General features: G+C 58.2%; 16 protein-coding genes. 5 read left to right on the top strand and 11 right to left on the bottom strand.

Annotated features, from left to right (window positions below):
* The first annotated feature begins 104 nt into the window (after positions 1 to 104).
* Positions 105 to 668 (top strand): helix-turn-helix domain-containing protein, encoded by a 564-nt coding sequence (locus QZQ97_RS06895; RefSeq protein WP_311992842.1) that lies wholly within the window; start codon positions 105 to 107, stop codon positions 666 to 668.
* Between the two features lie 159 nt (positions 669 to 827).
* Positions 828 to 2,918 carry a prolyl oligopeptidase family serine peptidase gene (locus tag QZQ97_RS06890; protein WP_311992841.1) on the top strand — a complete coding sequence of 697 codons (2,091 nt, stop codon included), beginning with the start codon at positions 828 to 830 and terminating at the stop codon, positions 2,916 to 2,918.
* Between the two features lie 70 nt (positions 2,919 to 2,988).
* Here the strand turns inward: QZQ97_RS06890 and dtpA are convergent, their stop codons facing one another.
* From dtpA to rsxD, 5 genes are all read right to left on the bottom strand, one after another.
* Positions 2,989 to 4,509, bottom strand: a complete 1,521-nt coding sequence (gene dtpA / locus QZQ97_RS06885) for a dipeptide/tripeptide permease DtpA (protein WP_311992840.1) — start codon at positions 4,507 to 4,509, stop codon at positions 2,989 to 2,991.
* A gap of 847 nt (positions 4,510 to 5,356) precedes the next feature.
* Positions 5,357 to 5,998: an endonuclease III gene (gene nth / locus QZQ97_RS06880; RefSeq protein WP_311992839.1), complete on the bottom strand. Its 642-nt coding sequence runs from the start codon at positions 5,996 to 5,998 to the stop codon at positions 5,357 to 5,359.
* The gene (locus QZQ97_RS06875; protein WP_311992838.1) at positions 5,998 to 6,696 is read right to left on the bottom strand and encodes an electron transport complex subunit E; all 699 of its coding nucleotides are present in this window, start codon (positions 6,694 to 6,696) and stop codon (positions 5,998 to 6,000) included. Before QZQ97_RS06875 ends, nth begins: the two co-directional genes overlap by 1 nt.
* Entirely contained in the window at positions 6,693 to 7,322 is a 630-nt protein-coding gene (gene rsxG, locus QZQ97_RS06870) for an electron transport complex subunit RsxG (RefSeq protein ID WP_311993887.1), read from the bottom strand. Before rsxG ends, QZQ97_RS06875 begins: the two co-directional genes overlap by 4 nt.
* A gap of 9 nt (positions 7,323 to 7,331) precedes the next feature.
* Complete coding sequence (rsxD, locus tag QZQ97_RS06865; protein WP_311992837.1) at positions 7,332 to 8,417, bottom strand: electron transport complex subunit RsxD; 1,086 nt, start codon at positions 8,415 to 8,417, stop codon at positions 7,332 to 7,334.
* Between the two features lie 379 nt (positions 8,418 to 8,796).
* On the opposite strand from rsxD, the gene QZQ97_RS06860 reads away from it, so the two are divergent.
* On the top strand, positions 8,797 to 9,690 hold the full coding sequence (locus QZQ97_RS06860) for a helix-turn-helix domain-containing protein (protein ID WP_311992836.1): 894 nt from the start codon (positions 8,797 to 8,799) through the stop codon (positions 9,688 to 9,690).
* A 90-nt stretch (positions 9,691 to 9,780) separates the two neighbouring features.
* Here the strand turns inward: QZQ97_RS06860 and rsxC are convergent, their stop codons facing one another.
* The 6 genes from rsxC to QZQ97_RS06830 all read right to left on the bottom strand — a co-directional run bounded on the left by rsxC (position 9,781) and on the right by QZQ97_RS06830 (position 17,165).
* Positions 9,781 to 12,057, bottom strand: a complete 2,277-nt coding sequence (rsxC, locus tag QZQ97_RS06855; RefSeq protein ID WP_311992835.1) for an electron transport complex subunit RsxC — start codon at positions 12,055 to 12,057, stop codon at positions 9,781 to 9,783.
* Positions 12,050 to 12,622, bottom strand: a complete 573-nt coding sequence (rsxB, locus tag QZQ97_RS06850) for an electron transport complex subunit RsxB (RefSeq protein WP_311992834.1) — start codon at positions 12,620 to 12,622, stop codon at positions 12,050 to 12,052. Before rsxB ends, rsxC begins: the two co-directional genes overlap by 8 nt.
* Positions 12,622 to 13,203 (bottom strand): electron transport complex subunit RsxA, encoded by a 582-nt coding sequence (gene rsxA / locus QZQ97_RS06845; RefSeq protein WP_004938443.1) that lies wholly within the window; start codon positions 13,201 to 13,203, stop codon positions 12,622 to 12,624. The genes rsxB and rsxA overlap by 1 nt, the downstream gene beginning before the upstream one ends.
* Before the next feature lie 145 nt (positions 13,204 to 13,348).
* On the bottom strand, positions 13,349 to 13,789 hold the full coding sequence (locus QZQ97_RS06840) for a DUF2569 domain-containing protein (RefSeq protein ID WP_311992833.1): 441 nt from the start codon (positions 13,787 to 13,789) through the stop codon (positions 13,349 to 13,351).
* A 148-nt stretch (positions 13,790 to 13,937) separates the two neighbouring features.
* Positions 13,938 to 15,443 (bottom strand): L-arabinose isomerase, encoded by a 1,506-nt coding sequence (gene araA, locus QZQ97_RS06835; protein ID WP_020438950.1) that lies wholly within the window; start codon positions 15,441 to 15,443, stop codon positions 13,938 to 13,940.
* A 36-nt stretch (positions 15,444 to 15,479) separates the two neighbouring features.
* The gene (locus tag QZQ97_RS06830) at positions 15,480 to 17,165 is read right to left on the bottom strand and encodes a ribulokinase (RefSeq protein WP_311992832.1); all 1,686 of its coding nucleotides are present in this window, start codon (positions 17,163 to 17,165) and stop codon (positions 15,480 to 15,482) included.
* 362 nt (positions 17,166 to 17,527) lie between these two features.
* Here QZQ97_RS06830 and QZQ97_RS06825 point away from each other — a divergent pair, with 362 nt between their 5' ends.
* Positions 17,528 to 18,511, top strand: coding sequence for an arabinose ABC transporter substrate-binding protein (locus QZQ97_RS06825; RefSeq protein WP_311992831.1), 984 nt, complete (start codon positions 17,528 to 17,530; stop codon positions 18,509 to 18,511).
* A gap of 61 nt (positions 18,512 to 18,572) precedes the next feature.
* Positions 18,573 to 20,108, top strand: coding sequence for an L-arabinose ABC transporter ATP-binding protein AraG (gene araG, locus QZQ97_RS06820; RefSeq protein ID WP_311992830.1), 1,536 nt, complete (start codon positions 18,573 to 18,575; stop codon positions 20,106 to 20,108).
* The last annotated feature ends 2 nt before the right edge of the window (positions 20,109 to 20,110 follow it).

Raw genomic sequence — 20,110 nt, 5'->3', positions numbered from 1 at the left:
CCGGCTGTGATTGTGCGTTATAGCGCACGATGATGAATGAGCATAGCACCGTGCGTTATAGCGTACAAGTGGCTATAATCAGCCGGAATTCAGCAGGAGGAATCATGCAGGAACTGTCCGGCCATCTGGCGCAAACATTGAAATCGCTGCGTGCGCAGCGCGGCTGGAGCCTGGCTCAGGCGGCTGAGAATACCGGCGTCAGCAAGGCGATGCTGGGGCAGATAGAACGTGGCGAATCCAGCCCAACGGTGGCGACGCTGTGGAAAATCGCCACCGGATTTAACGTGGCGTTTTCCGCTTTTTTGGAGATCTCGCCGTTGCAAGAGCAGACCACGCTGCATCGTTACGGCGATGCGCCGGTGTTCAATCAGTACAACGCCGATATGCGGGTGGTGCCGCTGTTTCCGTTTGACCGGCAATTGGGTTTTGACATGTTCGTCATCGATCTGGCGCCGGGGGCGCTCAGCGAATCGTCGGCGCACGAATCGGGCGTCATTGAACATGTGATCGTCATCAGCGGCCAACTGGAACTGGCGGTCGACGGTCAGTGGCACAGCCTGGCCGAAGGCGAGGCGATGCGCTTTCAGGCCGATCGGCCACATGCTTACCGCAACGCCAGCCAGGAGACGGTGCGCATTCACGATCTGATCCACTATCCTAAATTTTGACTCAACGGTACGGGCGCAGGCTTTGACTCCGTTGCGTCAACGATCTACCTTGTTGAAAATGAGTCTTATTTATCCAGGAAGGAGAACTTGATTTTGCCGGTTAGCAATCGACGCCAGTTTATTAAACTCAGTGCACAAACTGCAGGAGCCGTATTCGCGATGACTTCATTACCGAACAGTGTCCGCCTGGCGATGGCGGCGGAGGGCGGCGCCAGTGCCACCGATGAGTTGCTGTGGCTGGAAGAGCTGCAGGGCAAGGCCGCGCAGGCATGGGTGAAGCAGGAAAACCAGCGTACCACTGCGCGTTTCGCTCAGGGCGAAGGCTTCCAGCAGTTGGAAAAACAGGTGCTGGACATCCTGAACAAAGACAGCCAAATTCCGTGGGTCGCCAAGCGCGGCGATTACTACTACAACTTCTGGCAGGATCAAACCAATCCGCGTGGACTATGGCGGCGTACCACGCTGCAGGAGTATCGCAAGGCCAAGCCGGCCTGGGAAACGGTGCTGGATATCGATGCGCTCGGCAAGGCGGAGGGCAAAGACTGGGTGTTCCACGGTTCCGAGCCGTTACCGCCGGAGTATCGTTATTGCCTGGTGGAATTGTCGCCGGACGGCGGCGACGCCACCGAAATACGCGAGTTTGATCTGGTCAGCAAAGCGTTCGTGAAAAACGGCTTCGCGTTGCCGGTGGCGAAAAGCCAGGCGTCGTGGATTGATAAAGATACCTTGTTTGTCGCCACCGACTTTGGCGCAGGTTCGATGACCCAATCCGGTTACGCGCGCATCGCCAAACGTTGGCAGCGCGGCACGCCGCTGAGCGCCGCCCAAACGCTGTATGAGGCGCAACCGCAGGACATGGCCGTGTTTGCCTATCACGACCATACGCCGGGGTTTGAGCGCAACTACGTGGGGCGCAGCCTGGATTTCTACCGCCGTGAAACCTTTGTGCTGACTGCGCAGGATCGGCAAATCAAAATCGATATTCCCGCCGACGCAGAGTTCAGCACGCATCGTGAATGGCTATTGATCAAACCGAGCAGCGACTGGGAGGTGGGCGGCGCGCGCTATCCTTCAGGTTCGCTGCTCGCGGCCCATTTCGATGATTATCTGGCGGGTAAACGCGAACTGACGGTGTTATTCACGCCGACCGCGCAGGCGGCGCTGAGCGGTTATAGCGGCACGCGCGACCACCTGATCCTCAGCATCATGGATAACGTGGTGAACCGGCTGGAAGTGCTGACGCCGCAAGGCAAAAGCTGGCAGCGCAGGCCGCTCGGCAAGCCGGGCGCCATCAGCACCATTTCCGCCGGGGGGATTGACGATGAAACCAACGATTATTTCCTGACCATTGGCGGGTTCCTGCAGCCGACGTCGCTGTACCTGGGGAGTCTCGACGGCGGCGAGGCAGAGCTGCTCAAGCAGGGGCCGCAGGACTTTGACGCCGACGGTTATCAGGTCAGCCAGCATTTTGCCGCTTCCCGTGACGGCACCCGCGTGCCGTATTTCCAGATTTCGGCCAAAGGCATCAAGCTGGACGGCAGCAACCCAACGCTGCTGTACGGTTATGGCGGTTTTGAAGTGTCGCTGCTGCCGGGTTATATGGGCAGCAAGGCACCGGCCTGGCTGGAGCGCGGTGGGGTGTATGTGGTGGCGAATATTCGCGGCGGCGGGGAATATGGGCCGGCCTGGCACCAGGCGGCGCTTAAGCAGAACCGCCATCGCGCTTATGAGGATTTTGCCGCGGTGGCGCAGGATCTGATTGCGCGGAAAGTGACGTCGTCACAGCGTTTGGGCGCGCGTGGCGGCAGTAACGGTGGGCTGCTGGTGGGTAACATGCTGACGCTATACCCGCAGCTGTTCGGCTGCATCGTTTGCGAGGTGCCATTGCTGGACATGCAGCGTTATACCCAGCTTTCCGCCGGTGCTTCCTGGATTGCCGAATATGGCGATCCGGCCAAAACGGAGGAATGGGCGTACATCAAAACCTTCTCGCCTTATCACAATATCAAAGCGGATGTGCCATACCCGCCGGTGCTGTTTTACACCGCCACCAGCGACGATCGGGTCAATCCGTCGCACGCCCGCAAAATGGCGGCGCGCATGCAGCAAATGGGCTATCAGCAGGCGTATTTTTACGAGAATACCGAGGGCGGGCACAGCGCGGCGGCCGACAAGAAACAGGCGGCCTTCCACAGCGCGTTGGTCAGCGAATTCATGTGGGCTACCCTGAGCGGCAAGTCGCCGGGTTGAGAAGAGAGAGGCTGAAATAAAAAACGGGGCGTGTTGATACGCCCCGTTTTTTGTCTGTCTGAAACCGTTATCAGTTAACCGCTGCAGCGGCCTGCGCTTTCTTATGGGTATCTTCTGCGGTGTCCAGCGTCATACGGTACAGCTTCGGCGCGGTCAGCATCATCAGAATGGCTATGACGGCGGTGGCGATGCCAATTTGCATAAACACGTGGCTGTAGATAGCCAGTGAAGCGTGCGCATCGTTGATGTCGCTTGGTACGGCGGTCAATCCGGCGACCTTGCCGGCAATCAGCGCGGCGGCGGCGGTGGTCAGGAACCAGGACCCCATGATAAAGCCCATCAAGCGCTGCGGCACCAGTTGCGCCACCATGGCCAGACCCAGGCCGGAGATCATCAGTTCACCGATGCTTTGCAGCGCATAGCTCAGGATCAACCAGTTAACCGAAACGATACCCTGTTCGTTGGCGAAGCTGGCGCCCCACGGCAGTACCAGGAAGGCGCCAGAGCACAGGATCATGCCGAAGGCGAACTTGTGCGGCATTGGCAGACGGTCACCCATCTTGTTGTACAGTGCCGCCAAAATTGGGCTGGCCAGCATGATCCAGAACGGATTCAGCGCCTGATACTGTTCAGGTTCAAATGCCACGCCGAGGATACTGTGCTCGACGTTGTGGATGGCGAAGAAGTTCAGCGAGGTCGGCATCTGGGCATACAGCACGAAGAACACCACCGCTTCCAGCATCAGCAGAAAGGCAACGATCATCTTGCGGCGCGCTGCGCCATGCAGCGTAAAGGCTTCCTTTGCGAACACGACAACAATACCCAGGGAGATAATCGCCAGCGCCCAACGGGCAATGATCTGGTTGTGCAGCAGCCAGCTTGACAGGGCGACCAGCGCCACGACGCCAACCAGCACCATCAGCAGCTTCTTGACCTGCAGCGGTTTAAAGTCCGGTTTGGAGCCGTGCTGTTTCACCCATTTGTGGCACACCATAAAGTTGACCAGGGTGATCAGCATGCCCACCACGCTCAGTGAGAACGCGACGCTCCAGCCATATTTCGCCGCCAGCCACGGGGTCGCCAGCATCGACAGGAAAGAACCGATATTGACGGACATATAGTACATGGTAAATGCACCGTCCAGACGCGGATCGTCTTTCTCATAGCAGGTCGACAGCAGGGAGGACGGGTTCGCCTTGAACAGGCCGCTGCCCACGGCGATGGTCGCCATGCCCAGGTAGACCCAGAAGATTTCATGGCCGGAGTAGGCCACCATGGCATAACCGACGGCCAGCACCAGCGCGCCCAGCACGATTACGCGCTTGGAGCCCAGCACTTTATCCCCCAGCCAGCCGCCGATGGCAACGAAGCCATACACCAGGGCGCTGAAGGACGAGAACAGGGTAATTGAGTCGGCTTCGCTCAGGCCAAGCATTTTGACCAGATAAACCGCCATGATGCCTTGCAGGCCGTAATAACCGAAACGTTCCCACAGTTCGATCGAGAAGATCAGGTAGAACGCCTTGGGCTGTTTGAAGGCGTTAAGACTGACGCTTTCAGGGTGTTTGCTGTTGTTGTTTGCAGTTGACACTGGTACCTCTGATTTTTCACTGCCCCGCCTCTGAGAGACGAGAAATTGCAAAAGGTGATGCAGGACTGCATCCTTCTGCGTTGTTATAGGATGGGATGACGGCGGTTAATGTTCACTATCTTTGTCAACGAGGCAAGCCGTTTGTCATACTCTGTTACATATAACGTTCGCGTTGTGAAACAACCATGTTGCAAATATTACGCAGCATGAACTTTTGCCTTGATTTGTTTTGACGAAGTTTTGTTTTGATTAAAAGCTATACGGAATTTAATTAGGGATATATTCTGCTATTTTGCATTTTATTGGTTGATATCAATGTCTGTGGTTGCCAAGCCGCTTTATTGTTGTGAGTAATTGGTGTTTTGTAAAATTATAGAAATTCAAGGGAGTGATGCTGACGTTTGTGACGGGAATGTGATCGTGAAAGCGTGATTGATACCACAATTTTCGACTAAATTTTTGCTTGAAAATAACATCGGGGTGAGTTTTTCACTGAAATCCACGAAATCACCAAGGTTACTGCTGCTCGGCATCACATTTCTGATAAAAAATAGGGTGGTAGCAGGAGCAAGTGGTGCACGCAGGGTAGCGCGTGCAGAATGTTATATCTGCAACAGACAGCAGCGTCAGGAGCCTTGTTCAAGACCGGAGATAAGGGCAGGCAAGCTCGAGTTCGAGCGGCTGCAACGTCGAGGGTTGATTTATGGGACGTGGCCCAAAGCGATGGGCCATTTGAGTGTGGAGCTGTTTACAGGCCAGCGATTTGGCCCGGCAAACTTCAGAGGATATGTCTTGCGGTGCGCGTAAATGACCGCCAGAGGCGATCTCGGACGTTGTGTGACCTGGGCTAAGCCTCGGGGTAAACTTTCTCTTTAAACTCGCATAAATCTTCAATGATGCACGAACCGCAGCGGGGTTTGCGTGCGATGCAGGTATAACGGCCGTGCAGGATAAACCAGTGGTGGCAATCGACCTTGAACTCGCCAGGTACCACCTTCAGCAACTTCTCTTCGACCTGATCAACGTTTTTGCCCGGCGCGAAGTTCGTGCGATTACAGACGCGAAAGATATGGGTATCTACCGCAATGGTCGGCCAGCCAAAGGCGGTGTTGAGCACCACGTTGGCGGTCTTGCGGCCAACGCCGGGCAAAGCCTCCAGCGCGGCGCGATCTTCCGGCACTTCGCCGTCGTGCAGTTCAAGCAGCATGCGGCAGGTTTTGATGACGTTCTCGGCCTTACTGTTAAACAGGCCTATGGTCTTGATGTAACTTTTGACGCCGTCGACGCCCAACGCCAGCAACGCTGCAGGGGTATTGGCCACCGGATAAAGCTTGGCGGTAGCCTTGTTGACGCTGACGTCGGTGGCCTGTGCGGAAAGCAGTACTGAAATCAACAACTCGAACGGCGTGGTGTAGACCAGTTCGGTGGTCGGCTGCGGATTGTTGTCACGCAGCCGGGTCAGAATTTCCAGGCGTTTGAGTTTATTCATTACGCTTTCTCTGCTTGTCCTTGTTCCCGCATCGGTTCGGCCACTAACGCTTTGGCGGTGCGCGCCTTCATCCGTTCATCAATCAGGTATTTCACTGCCAACAGCAGGCCCAGGCCAATAAAGGCACCAGGCGGCAGCATGGCCAACAGGAACGGGCTGTCGAAATGCACTACTTCAATGCGCAGCACCTTGGCCCAGCTTCCCAGCAGCATATCTGCGCCGTCGAACAGGGTACCGTTGCCGAGCAGCTCGCGCATCGCTCCCAGGGTCACCATGACGCCGGTGGCACCCAGGCCGATAGCCAGGCCGTCCAGTGCCGACAGGCCGATCGGTTTTTTAGCCGCTACCGCTTCGGCGCGGCCGACCACGATGCAGTTGGTGACGATCAGCGGAATAAAAATCCCCAGCGACTGGTAAAGGCCGAAGGCGTAGGCGTTGATCAGCATCTGCACGATACTCACTACCGCTGCGATGATCATGACGTAAATCGGAATACGCACTTCACTTGGCACCCAGCGACGCACCGCCGAAATGGAGCCGTTCGTCAGCGTCAGCACCAGCGTGGTCGCCAGCCCCAGCCCCAGGGCATTGGTAATGGTGGAGGTGACGGCCAGCAGCGGGCACATCCCCAATAATTGCACCAGGGCGGAGTTGTTCTTCCACAGCCCCTGGACAATCAACTCTTTTGCTTCACTCATTCGCTGGCTCCGCAGGCAGGTAAGGTATCGAGTTTAGGCGGCAGCGTTTCCATATACAATGCCGTGCGACGAACGGCGTTGACTACCGCACGCGGCGTGATGGTGGCGCCGGTGAATTGATCGAACATGCCGCCGTCCTTCTTCACTGCCCAACGCTTGTCGTCCGCGCCTTCAATTTTCTTGCCGCTGAAGAACGAAATCCAGTTCGAAATGCGCAGCTCAATCTTGTCTCCCAGCCCCGGGGTTTCGTGGTGTTCGATAACCCGGGTACCGAGCACGGTGCCGCTGAAATCGGCGCCGACCAACAGCTGAATGGCGCCGGAATACCCATCCGGTGCGGTGGTTTCCAGTGCCGCCGCCGTTGGCTGGCCGTTCTTGCGCGCCAGATACAGGCGGTGCGGGGCGCCGTTGCCCAGCGCCGGGTCGCTGACCAGGAAGCATTCGGTCTGCATGTTGTTATCGTAGTTTTCCGGCGGCACCACTTGATCGAGCAGCGCTTTTTGCTGCAGTTCCGCCTGATGAGCGATGGTTTTCTGCGTCAGGCTGTGCACCACGGCGGTCAAACCGGTCGTCACTGCGGCGAACACCGCCAGCGTGGTGCCATGCTTTCTCATTGAATTCAGCATCATGGCTCCTTAGCGATGACCGTACACGCGCGGTTGCGTGTAGTGGTCGATCAACGGCACGGTAATATTGGCCAGCAGCACGGCAAAGGCCACGCCGTCCGGGTAGCCGCCATAAACGCGGATCAACCACACCAGCACGCCAATCAGCGCGCCGTAAATCAGGCGGCCTTTCGGGGTGGTGGAGGCGCTGACCGGGTCGGTGGCGATAAAGAACGCGCCCAACATGCTGGCGCCGGAGAACAGGTGGATCAGCGGCGATGCCTGCTGCGCGGGATCAAGCCACCATGTCAGGCCGGAACAGAAGGCGATGGTCGCCAGCATGCTGAACGGGATCTGCCAGTGAATCAGACGGCGCGCCAGCATAAACAGGCCACCCGCCAGGAAGCCGAGGTTGATCCACTGCCAACCGATGCCGGCAAGCGTGCCGCCGAACAGCGGTTGTTGCAGCATCTGCTCGACGCTATGACCGCTGCGCAGACCGGTTTTGAAACCGTCCAGAGGAGTCGCCTGGCTGATGCCGTCAATACCCATTTGCAGTTCGTGGATAGTGGCGCCCTGCGTGGTATGGCCGCTGAAAATAGCCAGCAGGGTATCCTGTAACGACAGGGCGGTGGCGCGCAGTTCATCCGGCGGCAGCCAACTGGTCATCTGCACCGGGAAGGCGATCAGCAGCACCACGTAACCGACCATGGCCGGATTGAAGGGGTTTTGCCCCAGGCCGCCGTAAAGCTGTTTGGCGATAACGATGGCAAAGAAGGTGCCGATAACAATCATCCACCAGGGAGCCAGCGGCGGCAGGCTGATACCGAGCAGCAGCGCGGTCAGCAGCGCTGAGTTGTCCGCCAGCCGGGTGCGTACCGGCAATTTGCGCAGAGCGAGGATAGCGCCTTCCGCCAGCAGTGCGACGATCATCGCCAGCGCGGTTTGGATCAGGTTGCCGTAGCCGAAAAACCACACCTGTGCCGCCATGCCCGGAATGCAAGCCAGCATGACCCACAGCATGATGCGACTGGTGCTTTGCTGGTTATGGGTGAAAGGGGAACTGGCGATGTGCAAGCCTTTGGCGGCTGTTTGTTGTACCGGCCTGAACTTCATAGAATCACTACACCTATCTTTGCCGTGCATCGGCAGGTTCTACGCGCCTCACAGCGGAGGCGCAGGGAAAATAACAGCGCTGCATTCTACCTCAATCACTGAAAGGGTAATACGTCTTAATTGTAGGGCTATTAGGCTTTTAGCACGGGTTGCGCTGTGGTTTAACCGGCCTGTGGCGCGATCGGATTTTTTTTCGCGGTAAAACTGCGCTAGCTTGGGCATGCCGTAGCCAAACTGTTGGCGCCGCGGGCCGGAGTCAGGCCACAACCACAGGATTTATATGTTATTTTTGGTACATTTTTTCGCACAAAATAACAACTTTTACATAATCCATGTGAGTTATTATCCCGAGTATTATTAAGTTAGTGAATGCATAATAATGACTAATGAAGATGTATTTTTTATTGAAGAATTAATTGAGTGGGTTGAGATACATCTGGAGAAACGGCCAAACCTGGACGAAGTCGCGCGCATTTCCGGCTATTCCAAATGGCACCTGCAGCGCAAATTCAAGCGTATCACCGGCATTCAACTCGCCACCTATATCCGTTCACGCATTCTGACGCGTGCCGCAGTAGCGTTACGCATTACCCACCGTTCGATCATCGATATCTCAGACGAATTGGGCTTTGATTCCCAGCAGACCTTTACGCGCATGTTCAAACAGCGTTTCGACACCACGCCCAACCGTTATCGCTCGATGGACAAATGGGATGTGAAGAACCTGATGCCGCGTTTCAGTTTCGACGCCAGTTTCGCGGCCGATTACTATCCGGAGGTGAAACGTGTAACGCTGCCGGATATGCAACTGGTTGGCTTCTCGCGCCAGCTGGATTTTGCCGCCGAAACGGAAATCGAACATGCTTCTTGCATGGCGATGAAGGACGAGATTTTCACCGATTTCTTCCGCGGGCTGAATGTGGACTGTCGTCGGGTATACAGCATCCACTCCGCCCGTAACCGTGATGACAAGCAGTGCTCATCCACTCACGTGATGGCGGTGGAGGCGGAGAACAAAAAGGATATTCTTTCGGGGCATCAGATCGACAATATTCATATTCCTGGCCGAGAGTATATTTCTATCAACCATTTGGGTACGGCGAAAGAGTGTTTGCAGTTCTTCGCTTATCTGGTGACCCACGTAATGCCGGGGCTGCGTCATGAGGTGCAGGGCAGCGTAGAAATGGAAATTATTCAAACCAAAGAATGGAATCAGGACTCGAAGATGCGTCAGATCGACGTCGATTATACCTATCTGATTTCTATTGATTAGGCTGCGTCCCTTAATGATCTTTGGTGCGTTCGCAGTTCCATCAAGGGACACAGCCTAAAGCGCCTTGCGTTCTGCAAGGCGCTTTCTCCGTTACTCTCTTTCCGTCTCGGCCGTAGCCAGACTCTGCGCGGCCTTTTTGGCTTTGACGCGGGCGATGGCCGCCGCGACCGCCGCCTTGCGCGGATCTTCCTCCGTCACCGCCGCTGCCGGTTCGGCCGGCGCGGCGTCGACAGGCGTTTCACCACCAGCCTGCTGCGCGGCCTTTTTGGCTTTGACGCGGGCGATGGCCGCCGCGACCGCCGCCTTGCGCGGATCTTCCTCCGTCACCGCCGCTGCCGGTTCGGCCGGCACGGTGTCGACAGGCGTTTCACCACCAGTCTGCTGCGCAGCTTTTTTGGCTTTGACGCGGGCAATAGCCGCTGCGACCGCCGCCTTGTGCGGATCTTCCTCCGTCACCGCCGCTGCCGGTTCGGCCGGCGCGGCGTCGACAGGCGTTTCACCACCAGCCTGCTGCGCGGCTTTTTTGGCTTTGGCGCGGGCGATGGCCGCCGCGACCGCCGCCTTGCGCGGATCTTCTTCCGTCACCGCCGTTGCCGGTTCGGCCGGCGCAGTATCGACAGGCGTTTCACCACCAGCCTGCTGCGCGGCTTTTTTGGCTTTTACCCGTGCCAGCGCGGCGGCAACCGCCGCTTTACGCGGGTCTTCACCTTCGGCGACCGTTGCCGCATCTGGAGCGGTTGTCGTCTCCAACTGAGCGCGACGTTCGCGTGCCTGCGCCTTGCGGGCTTCGCGGGCGGCAATCATCTCGCTGTTGTCTGGGGCATCACCGCTCACCGTGCCGGTCGCCGGCGCGGCATTTTTACTGCGTACGCGCGCCAGAGCGGCCTGAACGGCATCCTGATCGTCATCGGTCAACTTGACCGCGGCTTTTTTGTGGCGTTCTTCACGCGCCAGTTTTTCGCGCTCCAGTCGCGCCAGCTTGGCTTCATAACGCGCCTTGGCTTCGGCGGTGCGCGCGGCTTCCTGATCGATGGCTTTGATCTCGGCCTTTTCCTGGCGGTAGTACTGCACCAACGGGATATTGCTTGGGCAGACAAAGGCGCAGGCGCCGCATTCAATGCAATCGAACAGATTATGATTGCGGGCTTTTTCGTGTTCTTCGCCGCGGCTGAACCAGTAAAGCTGTTGCGGCAGCAAGCCTGCCGGGCAGGCATCGACACACAGACCGCAGCGGATACAGGACTGTTCAGGCTCCTGCGGTGCCATTTCGCTGACCGACGGAGCCAAAATGCAGTTGCTGATTTTAACGATGGGTACGTTAAGGGCGGGCAGGGTAAAGCCCATCAGCGGGCCGCCCATCACCACCATTTGCTGTGCCTGCGGCTGGAAGCCGGCAAAATTCAACAGATGCTGCACCGGCGTGCCGATGCGTGCCCACAGGTTGCCCGGCTGGCTAAGCGCATCGCCGGTCAGGGTCACCACGCGCTCGATCAGCGGTTCGCCGTCGACAATGGCGCGCTTAATGGCGAAAGCGGTGCCGACGTTTTGCATCAGCACGCCGATGGCGGAAGAGTGCTTGCCGTGCGGCACTTCCTTGCCGAGCAGGATCTTGGTGAGCTGTTTGGCGCCGCCGGAAGGGTATTTGGTCGGGATCACCCGCAGGGCGATGCCCGGTTGATCGCGCAGCGCCAGCTTCAGTGCATCGATCGCTTCCGGCTTGTTGTCTTCGATGCCAATCAGCGTAACCTTGGGTTGCAGCAGGTGACGCAAAATCTGCGTGCCTTCGATAATCTGGTCGGCGTGTTCGCGCATCAGACGGTCGTCGGCGGTGATATAAGGCTCGCATTCGGCTGCGTTGAGGATCAGCGTTTCCACGCCGCTCATGCCGCCCTGCAGTTTGCTGGCGGTCGGGAAACCGGCGCCACCCAGCCCGGCGATGCCGGCCTGATGAATGCGTTGCAGCAGCTCCTGCGCCGCCAGTTGGCGGTAGTCCGCCACCGGCGCACGTTCGCACCAACGGTCTTCGCCGTCCGCCTGGATAGTCACGCACAGCTCAGCCAACCCGGAAGGATGGGCTGTGATATGCGGCTTGATGGCACTGACGATGCCGGAGGTCGGTGCGTGTACCGGCACCGTACGGCCTCGGCCAACGGTCAAAGGTTGGCCTTTCAACACCCGGTCGCCGACGTTGACGCACAGCTCGCCTTCCGGCCCAAGATGCTGTTGCAGGGGAATAATAAAGCGCTCGGCCAACGGAGCGGTGCGCAGCGGCGTCCCGCTGGACTGAGTCTTCATTTCCGGTGGATGGATCCCGCCGTCGAAATCCCAAATCCGGTCTTTTTTGAAGGCGGCGAACAGATTAAGCATGTTGCTCCACGTGGATCACTTGCACCGGAATCGTCTTCATATCCCACTTCCAGTTGGCAGTGGTGGTGGCGACCGGTTTCATTTCAATACAATCGGTAGGGCACGGCGCAACGCACAGGTCACAGCCGGTACAGAGATCGGTAATTACGGTGTGCATGGCGCGAGTGGCACCGACGATGGCATCCACCGGGCAGGCCTGAATGCACTTGGTGCAGCCGATGCAATTGGCTTCATCAATATAGGCCACCTGGCGCACCGGCTCGACGGCGGCTTCGCTACCCAGCGGTTGCGGCTCGACGTTAAGCAGTTCCGCCAGTTTCAGCATCACCTGCTCGCCGCCCGGCGCGCATTTGTTGATCATCTCGCCGTTGGCGACGGCTTCGGCATAAGGGCGACAGCCGGGGTAACCGCACTGGCCGCATTGGCTCTGCGGCAGGATCTCGTCGACCTGTTCGGCCACCGGATCTTCTTCCACTTCAAAGCGGCGGGCGGCAAAGCCCAGCACCAGGCCGAACAACAGGCCGAGGGCGCTAAGCGCAGCGATAGCAATCCATAACGCCGTCATTAGAATTTCACCAGCCCGGTAAAGCCCATAAAGGCCAGCGACATCAGCCCGGCGGTGATCAGCGCGATGGAAGAACCGCGGAACGGCGCAGGTACGTCGGCGACCGCCAGCCGTTCGCGAATGGCGGCGAACAACACCATCACCAACGAGAAGCCGGCCGCGGCGCTAAAGCCGTACACTGCCGATTGCAGGAAGTTGTAGCCGAGATTGACGTTAAGTAAGGCTACGCCAAGCACGGCGCAGTTGGTGGTGATCAGCGGCAGGAAGATGCCCAGCAGGCGATACAACGCCGGGCTGGTTTTGCGCACCACCATCTCGGTAAATTGCACCACAACGGCGATCACCAGAATAAATGACAGCGTGCGCAGGTACACCAGATCCAGCGGAACCAGGATAAAGGTGTTGATCACCCAGGCGCTGACGGAGGCCAGCGTCATGACGAAGGTGGTGGCCATCCCCATGCCGATGGCGCTTTCCAGCTTCTTGGATACGCCAAGGAACGGGCACAGGCCAAGAAACTTCACCAAAACGAAGTTATTCACCAGGACGGTGCCGACAAACAGGAGCAGGTATTCGGTCATTGCGATGCCTAAAAAAATAAAAGCCGCCTATTATCGGGAATTGGCGGCGTAACGACAACATAGGGATAGCAGGGTTATTGCTCTTTTTGCCCTTTTTTGGCGAAAATTTACACAATTATCCGCATAAAACGTGCTACAACGGGATTCAGCGCTCGGTAAAGGTGCCTTTTACCCGTTGCGAACGCTTCATATAGGGGACCAGCAGCGCTGCCATCAGCAGCGGCCAACCCAGACTGCGCACTGCCAACTCGTCCGGCACCGGCGCAAAGGCGAAGGCTTTTATCGCCAGCAGCACGGTGATCAATAGCCATACCAAAAACAGCTTGGGGAAACGCTGCGAGCGCTGACAAAACAGCCACAGCAGCCACAAAGTAAAGCACCACATCGCCAGCGTGGTCAGCACCGAAAAATACCATTGCAGGGTAAATGCCTGGGCGTTGGTCAGCAGATATTCGCGCGATTCCGGCATGAAAATCGCCATGCCATACAGGAGCATCATCAGGCTGGCGCTAAGCAGGGTGACAATCATATAGGCCATCGGGGCCAGCAACCAACCGCCAATACGGGTGTATTCAGCTTGAGACATAAACGGCTTCCTGGGTAAGACATGAAGCCGCATAGCTTAGCGGGTAATAGGGGGTTAGTCATCAATATCAAGCGGATGGTCGGGATCTGGGGGCAAGGGCAGCACGTTTGGCTACCGGCAGCCGGTTTTCCCCCCGGCTGCCGACAGATTAACGGCGGTTAAGCTGATAGTAGGCTTCGTTCCAGCGGATTTCGTTTTTGAACGCCGGCAGAGCGGTGGCGTTATCGATCAACAAGAACTCGATGTTGTGCATCTCGGCGTACAGCCGCAGTTGGTCTGCGTCCAGCGCCTGGGAGAACACGGTGTGGTGCGCGCCGCCGGCCAGGATCCAGGCTTCTGCGGCGGTGGCCAGCGTCGGCTGAGCCCGCCAGATGGCGCGTGCTACCGGCAGCTTGGGCAGCGGGTGCGGCTGTTCCACGGTATCCACCTGATTGACCAGCAGACGGAAACGGTCGCCCATGTCGATCAGGCTGGCGTTAACCGCCGGGCCGGCCGGGGTGGAGAAAATCAGTCGCGCCGGATCCGCCTTGCCGCCGATGCCGAGCGGTTGAATGTCCAGCAGCGGTTTGCTTTCTTTGGCGATTGAGGGGCACACCTCCAGCATGTGCGAACCGACCACCAGATCGTTGCCCGGCTGGAAGTGATAAGTGTAATCCTCCATAAACGAGGTACCGCCGTTCAGCCCATCGGCCATCACTTTCAGGATGCGCAGCAGTGCGGCGGTCTTCCAGTCGCCTTCGCCGCCAAAGCCGTAGCCCTGTTGCATCAGACGTTGCACCGCCAGCCCTGGCAACTGCTTCATGCCGTGCAGGTCTTCAAAGTTGGTGGTAAAGGCCTGGAAATTGCCCTGTTCCAGAAAGCGTTTCATCCCCAGCTCGATGCGTGCCGCGTCGATCAGGTTCTCGCGCTTTTCACCGTTGATTTTCGCCGCGTCGCTCAGCACATAGCTGGCTTCGTACTCTTCAATCAGGGTGTCCACATCGCCGCGGCTGACCTCATTGATCACGCTGACCAAATCGCCGATACCATAGGCATTGACCGAGTAGCCGAACTGGATCTGCGCGCCGACCTTATCACCCTCGGTCACCGCCACTTCGCGCATGTTGTCACCAAAACGCGCCACTTTCAGCTGCCGGCTCGCCTGTTTGGCGGCGGCGGCGCGCATCCACTGGGCAATGCGGCGGTGTGCTTCAGGATCCTGCCAATGGCCGGCAACCACGCTGTGCTGTTGGCGCATGCGGGCACCGATAAAGCCGAACTCACGGCCGCCGTGGGCGGTCTGGTTCAGGTTCATAAAGTCCATATCCATGCTGTCCCAGGGCACCTGGGCATTGAACTGGGTATGGAATTGCAGCAAGGGTTTGTTGAGGATCGACAGCCCGGCGATCCACATTTTGGCCGGCGAGAAGGTGTGCAACCAGGTCAGGATGCCGATGCATTCCTGACGATAGTTGGCGTCGCGGCACAGGGCGGTAATTTCATCCGGCGTGGTGACCAGCGGTTTCAGCACCAGTTTTACCGGCAATCCTGCCTCGCGGTTGAGACTTTCCACTACCTGTTCGGCGTGCGCCTTGACCTGTTGCAGGGTTTGCGGGCCGTACAGGTGCTGGCTGCCGATGGCGAACCAGACTTCATGCTGCTTAAATGCATCCATCAGAGACTCCTGGGGGTTAGTGTCGGGTATCGAAATTCAGCATGGCGAGTCTGCGCCAGGGGCGTAACGCGGCTCGGCGGCCAGGCACCATTGCTGATAACGTTGATAAAGCTGTTGATAGCGGGCGACACGCTGCGGATCCGGCTGCAGCGTGCGTTCGATGCCGCAGGCCATTTGGCGCTGCGCTTCGGGCACGCTGCTGAAATGGCCGGCGGCCACGGCGGCGAAGATTGCCGCGCCGAGCGCGCAGCATTGATCGGAGGCGACAATCTGTAGCGGGCGGTTCATCACGTCGGCGCAGGCCTGCATGATCGTCGGTGATTTACGCGCAATACCGCCCATGGCCAGCACGTTATCTACCGGGATGTCCTGCTGTTCGAAGCACTCCATGATGGCGCGGGCGCCAAAGGCGGTGGCGGCAATAAATCCGCCGAACAGCGTCGGCGCATCGGTGCCGAGGTTCAGATCGGTAATCACGCCTTTCAGGCGCTGGTTGGCGTAGGGAGTGCGGCGGCCGTTAAACCAGTCCAGCACCACCGGCAGGTGATCCAGCGACGGATTGTTGGCCCAGGATTCGGTTAGCGCGGCCAGCAGGCCGGCTTCAATCTGTGTCAACTGAGGTTGCAGTTCGGGGTGGTTTTTCGCCGCTTCATGCAACGGCCAACTCAGCAAACGGCTGAACCAGGCATACATATCGCCAAAGGCCGATTGCCCGGCCTCAAGGCCTATCAGTTCCGGCACCACGCTGCCGTCGACCTGGCCGCAGATGCCTTCGATGGCGCGCCCGTCGACCCGCTGGCGATCGGCGATCAGGATGTCGCAGGTGGAGGTGCCAATCACCTTCACCAGGGTATAGGGTTGCGCCCCGGCGCCTACCGCCCCCATATGGCAGTCGAATGCGCCGCCGGACAGCACCACGCTCTCAGACAGCCCGAGGCGTGCGGCCCACTCGGCGGTGAGCGTGCCGACCGGCAAATCGGCAGTGTGGGAATCTTCAAACAAAGGCCAGGGCAGATCTTCGACCAACAACGGATCGAGCGCGGCGAAGAACGCTTTCGGCGGCAGGCCGCCCCAGTCGGGGTGCCACAGCGTTTTATGCCCGACGCTGCAGCGTCCACGTTTCAAACGTTGTGGAGCGGTGGTACCGGACAGCAGCGCCGGCACCCAGTCGCACAGCTCCACCCAGGAGGCGGCGGCCTGGCGCACTCCGGCGTCCTGACGCGAAACGTGCAGGATCTTGGCCCAGAACCATTCGGATGAATAAACACCGCCGATATAGCGAGAATAATCGGGGAAATCGCCGCTGCGGCAAAGCCGGTTGATGGCGTCGGCTTCCTCGATGGCGGTGTGATCTTTCCACAGCACAAACATGGCGTTCGGGTTGTCGGCAAACTCCGGCCGCAGCGCCAGCACCTTGCCCTGCGCGTCAATGGGCGCAGGCGTGGAGCCGGTCGAATCGACCCCGATGCCGATCACCTGCAGCCGTTGTTGCGGGGGCATTCGCTGCACCAGGCTGACGATCGCCTGCTCCATGGCTTCTATATAGTCGAGTGGATGGTGGCGGAATCGGTTCTCTGCTGCGTTGCAGAATTCGCCGCGTTGCCAGCGAGGGTAGTAAACCACTTCGGTATCCAATTCCTGGCCGTTATGGCAGTCAACCGCCAATACCCGCACCGAATCGCTGCCGAAGTCCAATCCCAGGGCAATAGCGCCTGCCGTCATGATGTTGACTCCTGATGTGTTAATACGCTGTGACAACCATAGGAGCCGGAGCGGTGGGCAGGTGAGGAGCCATTAGCTGGAAGTATGCACTTTTCTGCTTCGCACAGTGATTTTGTGACGGTTGTCATAAGTTGATGCTTGGCGGAATTCGCTAAATATATGCACATATCTGCTGTATTCCACGGATGTGATAGCGCTCTACATTTTGGCAACAAATACCCGCTAAAACTTAAGCCGTCTTACAGCTGGTGTTGGTCGATGCCGCGAAAACAAGCGTCACGCCGACAACAGGCACCCTAATGATAACGTTTTCACGGTGAGCAAATTTATTCGCCGAAGAGAACAAAACTGCGGAGAACATCATGCATAAATTCACTAAGGCGCTGGCGGCACTGGGGCTGGCGGCCGTTATGTCACATTCGGCTGTCGCCGAGACCATGAAGCTGGGCTTTTTGGTCAAGCAGCCAGAGGAACCCTGGTTCCAGACCGAATGGAAATTTGCCGACAAGGCCGGTAAGGATCTCGGTTTTGAAGTGATTAAAATCGCGGTGCCGGACGGGGAAAAAACCCTTAACGCCATCGACAGTCTGGCGGCCAGCGGAGCCAAGGGTTTTGTCATCTGCACGCCGGATCCGAAACTCGGCTCGGCGATCGTCGCCAAGGCGCGCAGTTACAACCTGAAAGTGATCGCCGTGGACGATCAGTTCGTCACCGCCAAAGGCAAACCTATGGACAGCGTGCCGCTGGTGATGATGGCGGCCACCAAAATCGGTGAGCGACAGGGCCAGGAGCTGTGGAAAGAGATGAACAAACGCGGCTGGAAACCGGCGGACAGCGCCGTGATGGCGATCACCGCCGATGAGCTGGATACCGCCCGTCGCCGCACCGGCGGTTCGATTGCCGCGTTGAAAGCGGCCGGCTTCCCGGAAAAACAAATCTACTCGGTACCGACCAAGTCCAACGATATTCCTGGGGCGTTCGACGCCGCCAACTCGATGCTGGTGCAACATCCTGAAGTGAAAAACTGGCTGATTGTCGGCATGAACGACAACACCGTACTGGGCGGCGTGCGCGCAACCGAAGGCCAGGGCTTCAAGGCACCGAACGTGATCGGCATCGGCATCAACGGTGTGGACGCGGTCAGCGAACTGTCCAAGGCGCAGGCTACCGGTTTCTACGGGTCGCTGCTGCCAAGCCCCGACATTCACGGCTACAAAAGCATTCAGATGCTGCACGACTGGGTAGAGAAGGGTGTGGAACCGCAGAAATTTACCGAAGTGACCGACGTGGTGCTGATCACCCGCGACAACTTTAAAACCGAACTGCAGAAAAAAGGCCTGATGTAATCACCGAGCCGCCCGCCGCGTTAACGCCGGGCGGCATTTTTGACCGCAGGAGGATCGCATTATGACCGCCGCATTGCCGTATCTGACGTTTAAAGGCATCGGTAAAACCTTCCCGGGCGTGAAGGCGCTGGATGATATCAGTTTCAGCTGTCAGGCCGGGCAGATCCACGCGTTGATGGGGGAAAACGGCGCCGGGAAATCGACGCTGCTCAAAATTCTCAGCGGCAACTACGCGCCGACCCAGGGCGAAATTCAGCTGAAAGGCCAGCCGGTACAGTTCGCCAACACCACCGATGCCTTGAACGCCGGGGTAGCGATTATCTACCAGGAGCTGCATCTGGTGCCGGAAATGACGGTGGCGGAGAACATTTATCTCGGCCAGTTGCCGACCAAACTCGGGCTGGTGGATCGCAAGTTGTTGCGTTACGAATCCCGCTTGCAGCTGGAACATCTCGGGCTGGATATCGACCCGGATACCCCCTTGAAATACCTGTCGATCGGCCAGTGGCAGATGGTGGAAATCGCCAAGGCGTTGGCGCGCAACGCCAAAGTGATCGCGTTTGACGAACCGACCAGTTCCCTGTCCGCCAGGGAGATTGAGCAATTGTTCCGGGTGATCCGTGAACTGCGCGCCGAAGGGCGGGTGATCCTCTACGTTTCGCACCGTATGGAGGAAATCTTTGCCCTTAGCGATGCCATTACGGTATTCAAAGACGGCCGCTATGTGCGCACTTTTGACGACATGAGCCAGGTCAACAACGCGCAACTGGTGCAGGCGATGGTGGGCCGCGATATCGCTGACGTCTACGGTTATCAGCCGCGTGCGCTGGGGCCGGTTAGGTTGATGCTACAGGGATTGCAGGCACCTGGCGTCAAAACCCCTATCGATCTGAACGTGCGGGCCGGGGAGATTGTCGGGCTGTTCGGCCTGGTGGGCGCCGGGCGCAGCGAACTGATGAAGGGCATTTTCGGCGCCACGCGGGTCAGTAGCGGGCAACTGACGCTGGATGGCCAGCGGCTGGACATCCGTTCGCCGATAGACGCTATCCGCGCCGGCATCATGCTGTGCCCGGAGGACCGCAAGGCGGACGGCATCATTCCGGTGCATTCGGTGCGAGACAACATCAACATCAGCGCGCGGCGTAAAAGTATCCGCGCAGGCTGCCTGATCAATAACGGCTGGGAAATCAGCAATGCCGACCACCACATCCGTGCGCTGAATATCAAAACCCCAAGTGCCGGTCAGCTGATTATGAATTTATCCGGCGGCAACCAACAGAAGGCGATTCTGGGCCGCTGGCTGTCGGAAGAAATGAAAGTGATCCTGCTGGATGAGCCGACGCGCGGTATCGACGTCGGCGCCAAGCATGAAATCTACCATGTGATTTACCAACTGGCGCAGCAGGGCATCGCGGTGCTGTTCGCTTCCAGCGATTTGCCCGAAGTGCTGGGGCTGGCGGATCGCATCATCGTGATGCGCGAAGGTGCCATTTCCGGCGAGTTACTGCACGACGATGCCAGCGAGGAGAAAGCCCTCAGCCTGGCGATGCTGCGCACCCCCGATATTGCCCCTGATGCCGCTACGGCGGTGGCCTGATT

Origin of the sequence: Serratia sp. root2 (assembly GCF_031931805.1) — a bacterium.
Classification (GTDB): Bacteria; Pseudomonadota; Gammaproteobacteria; order Enterobacterales; family Enterobacteriaceae; genus Serratia; species Serratia inhibens.
The sequence above is the reverse complement of the archived record's forward strand: the minus strand, read 5'-3'. Positions and strand labels throughout refer to the sequence as shown.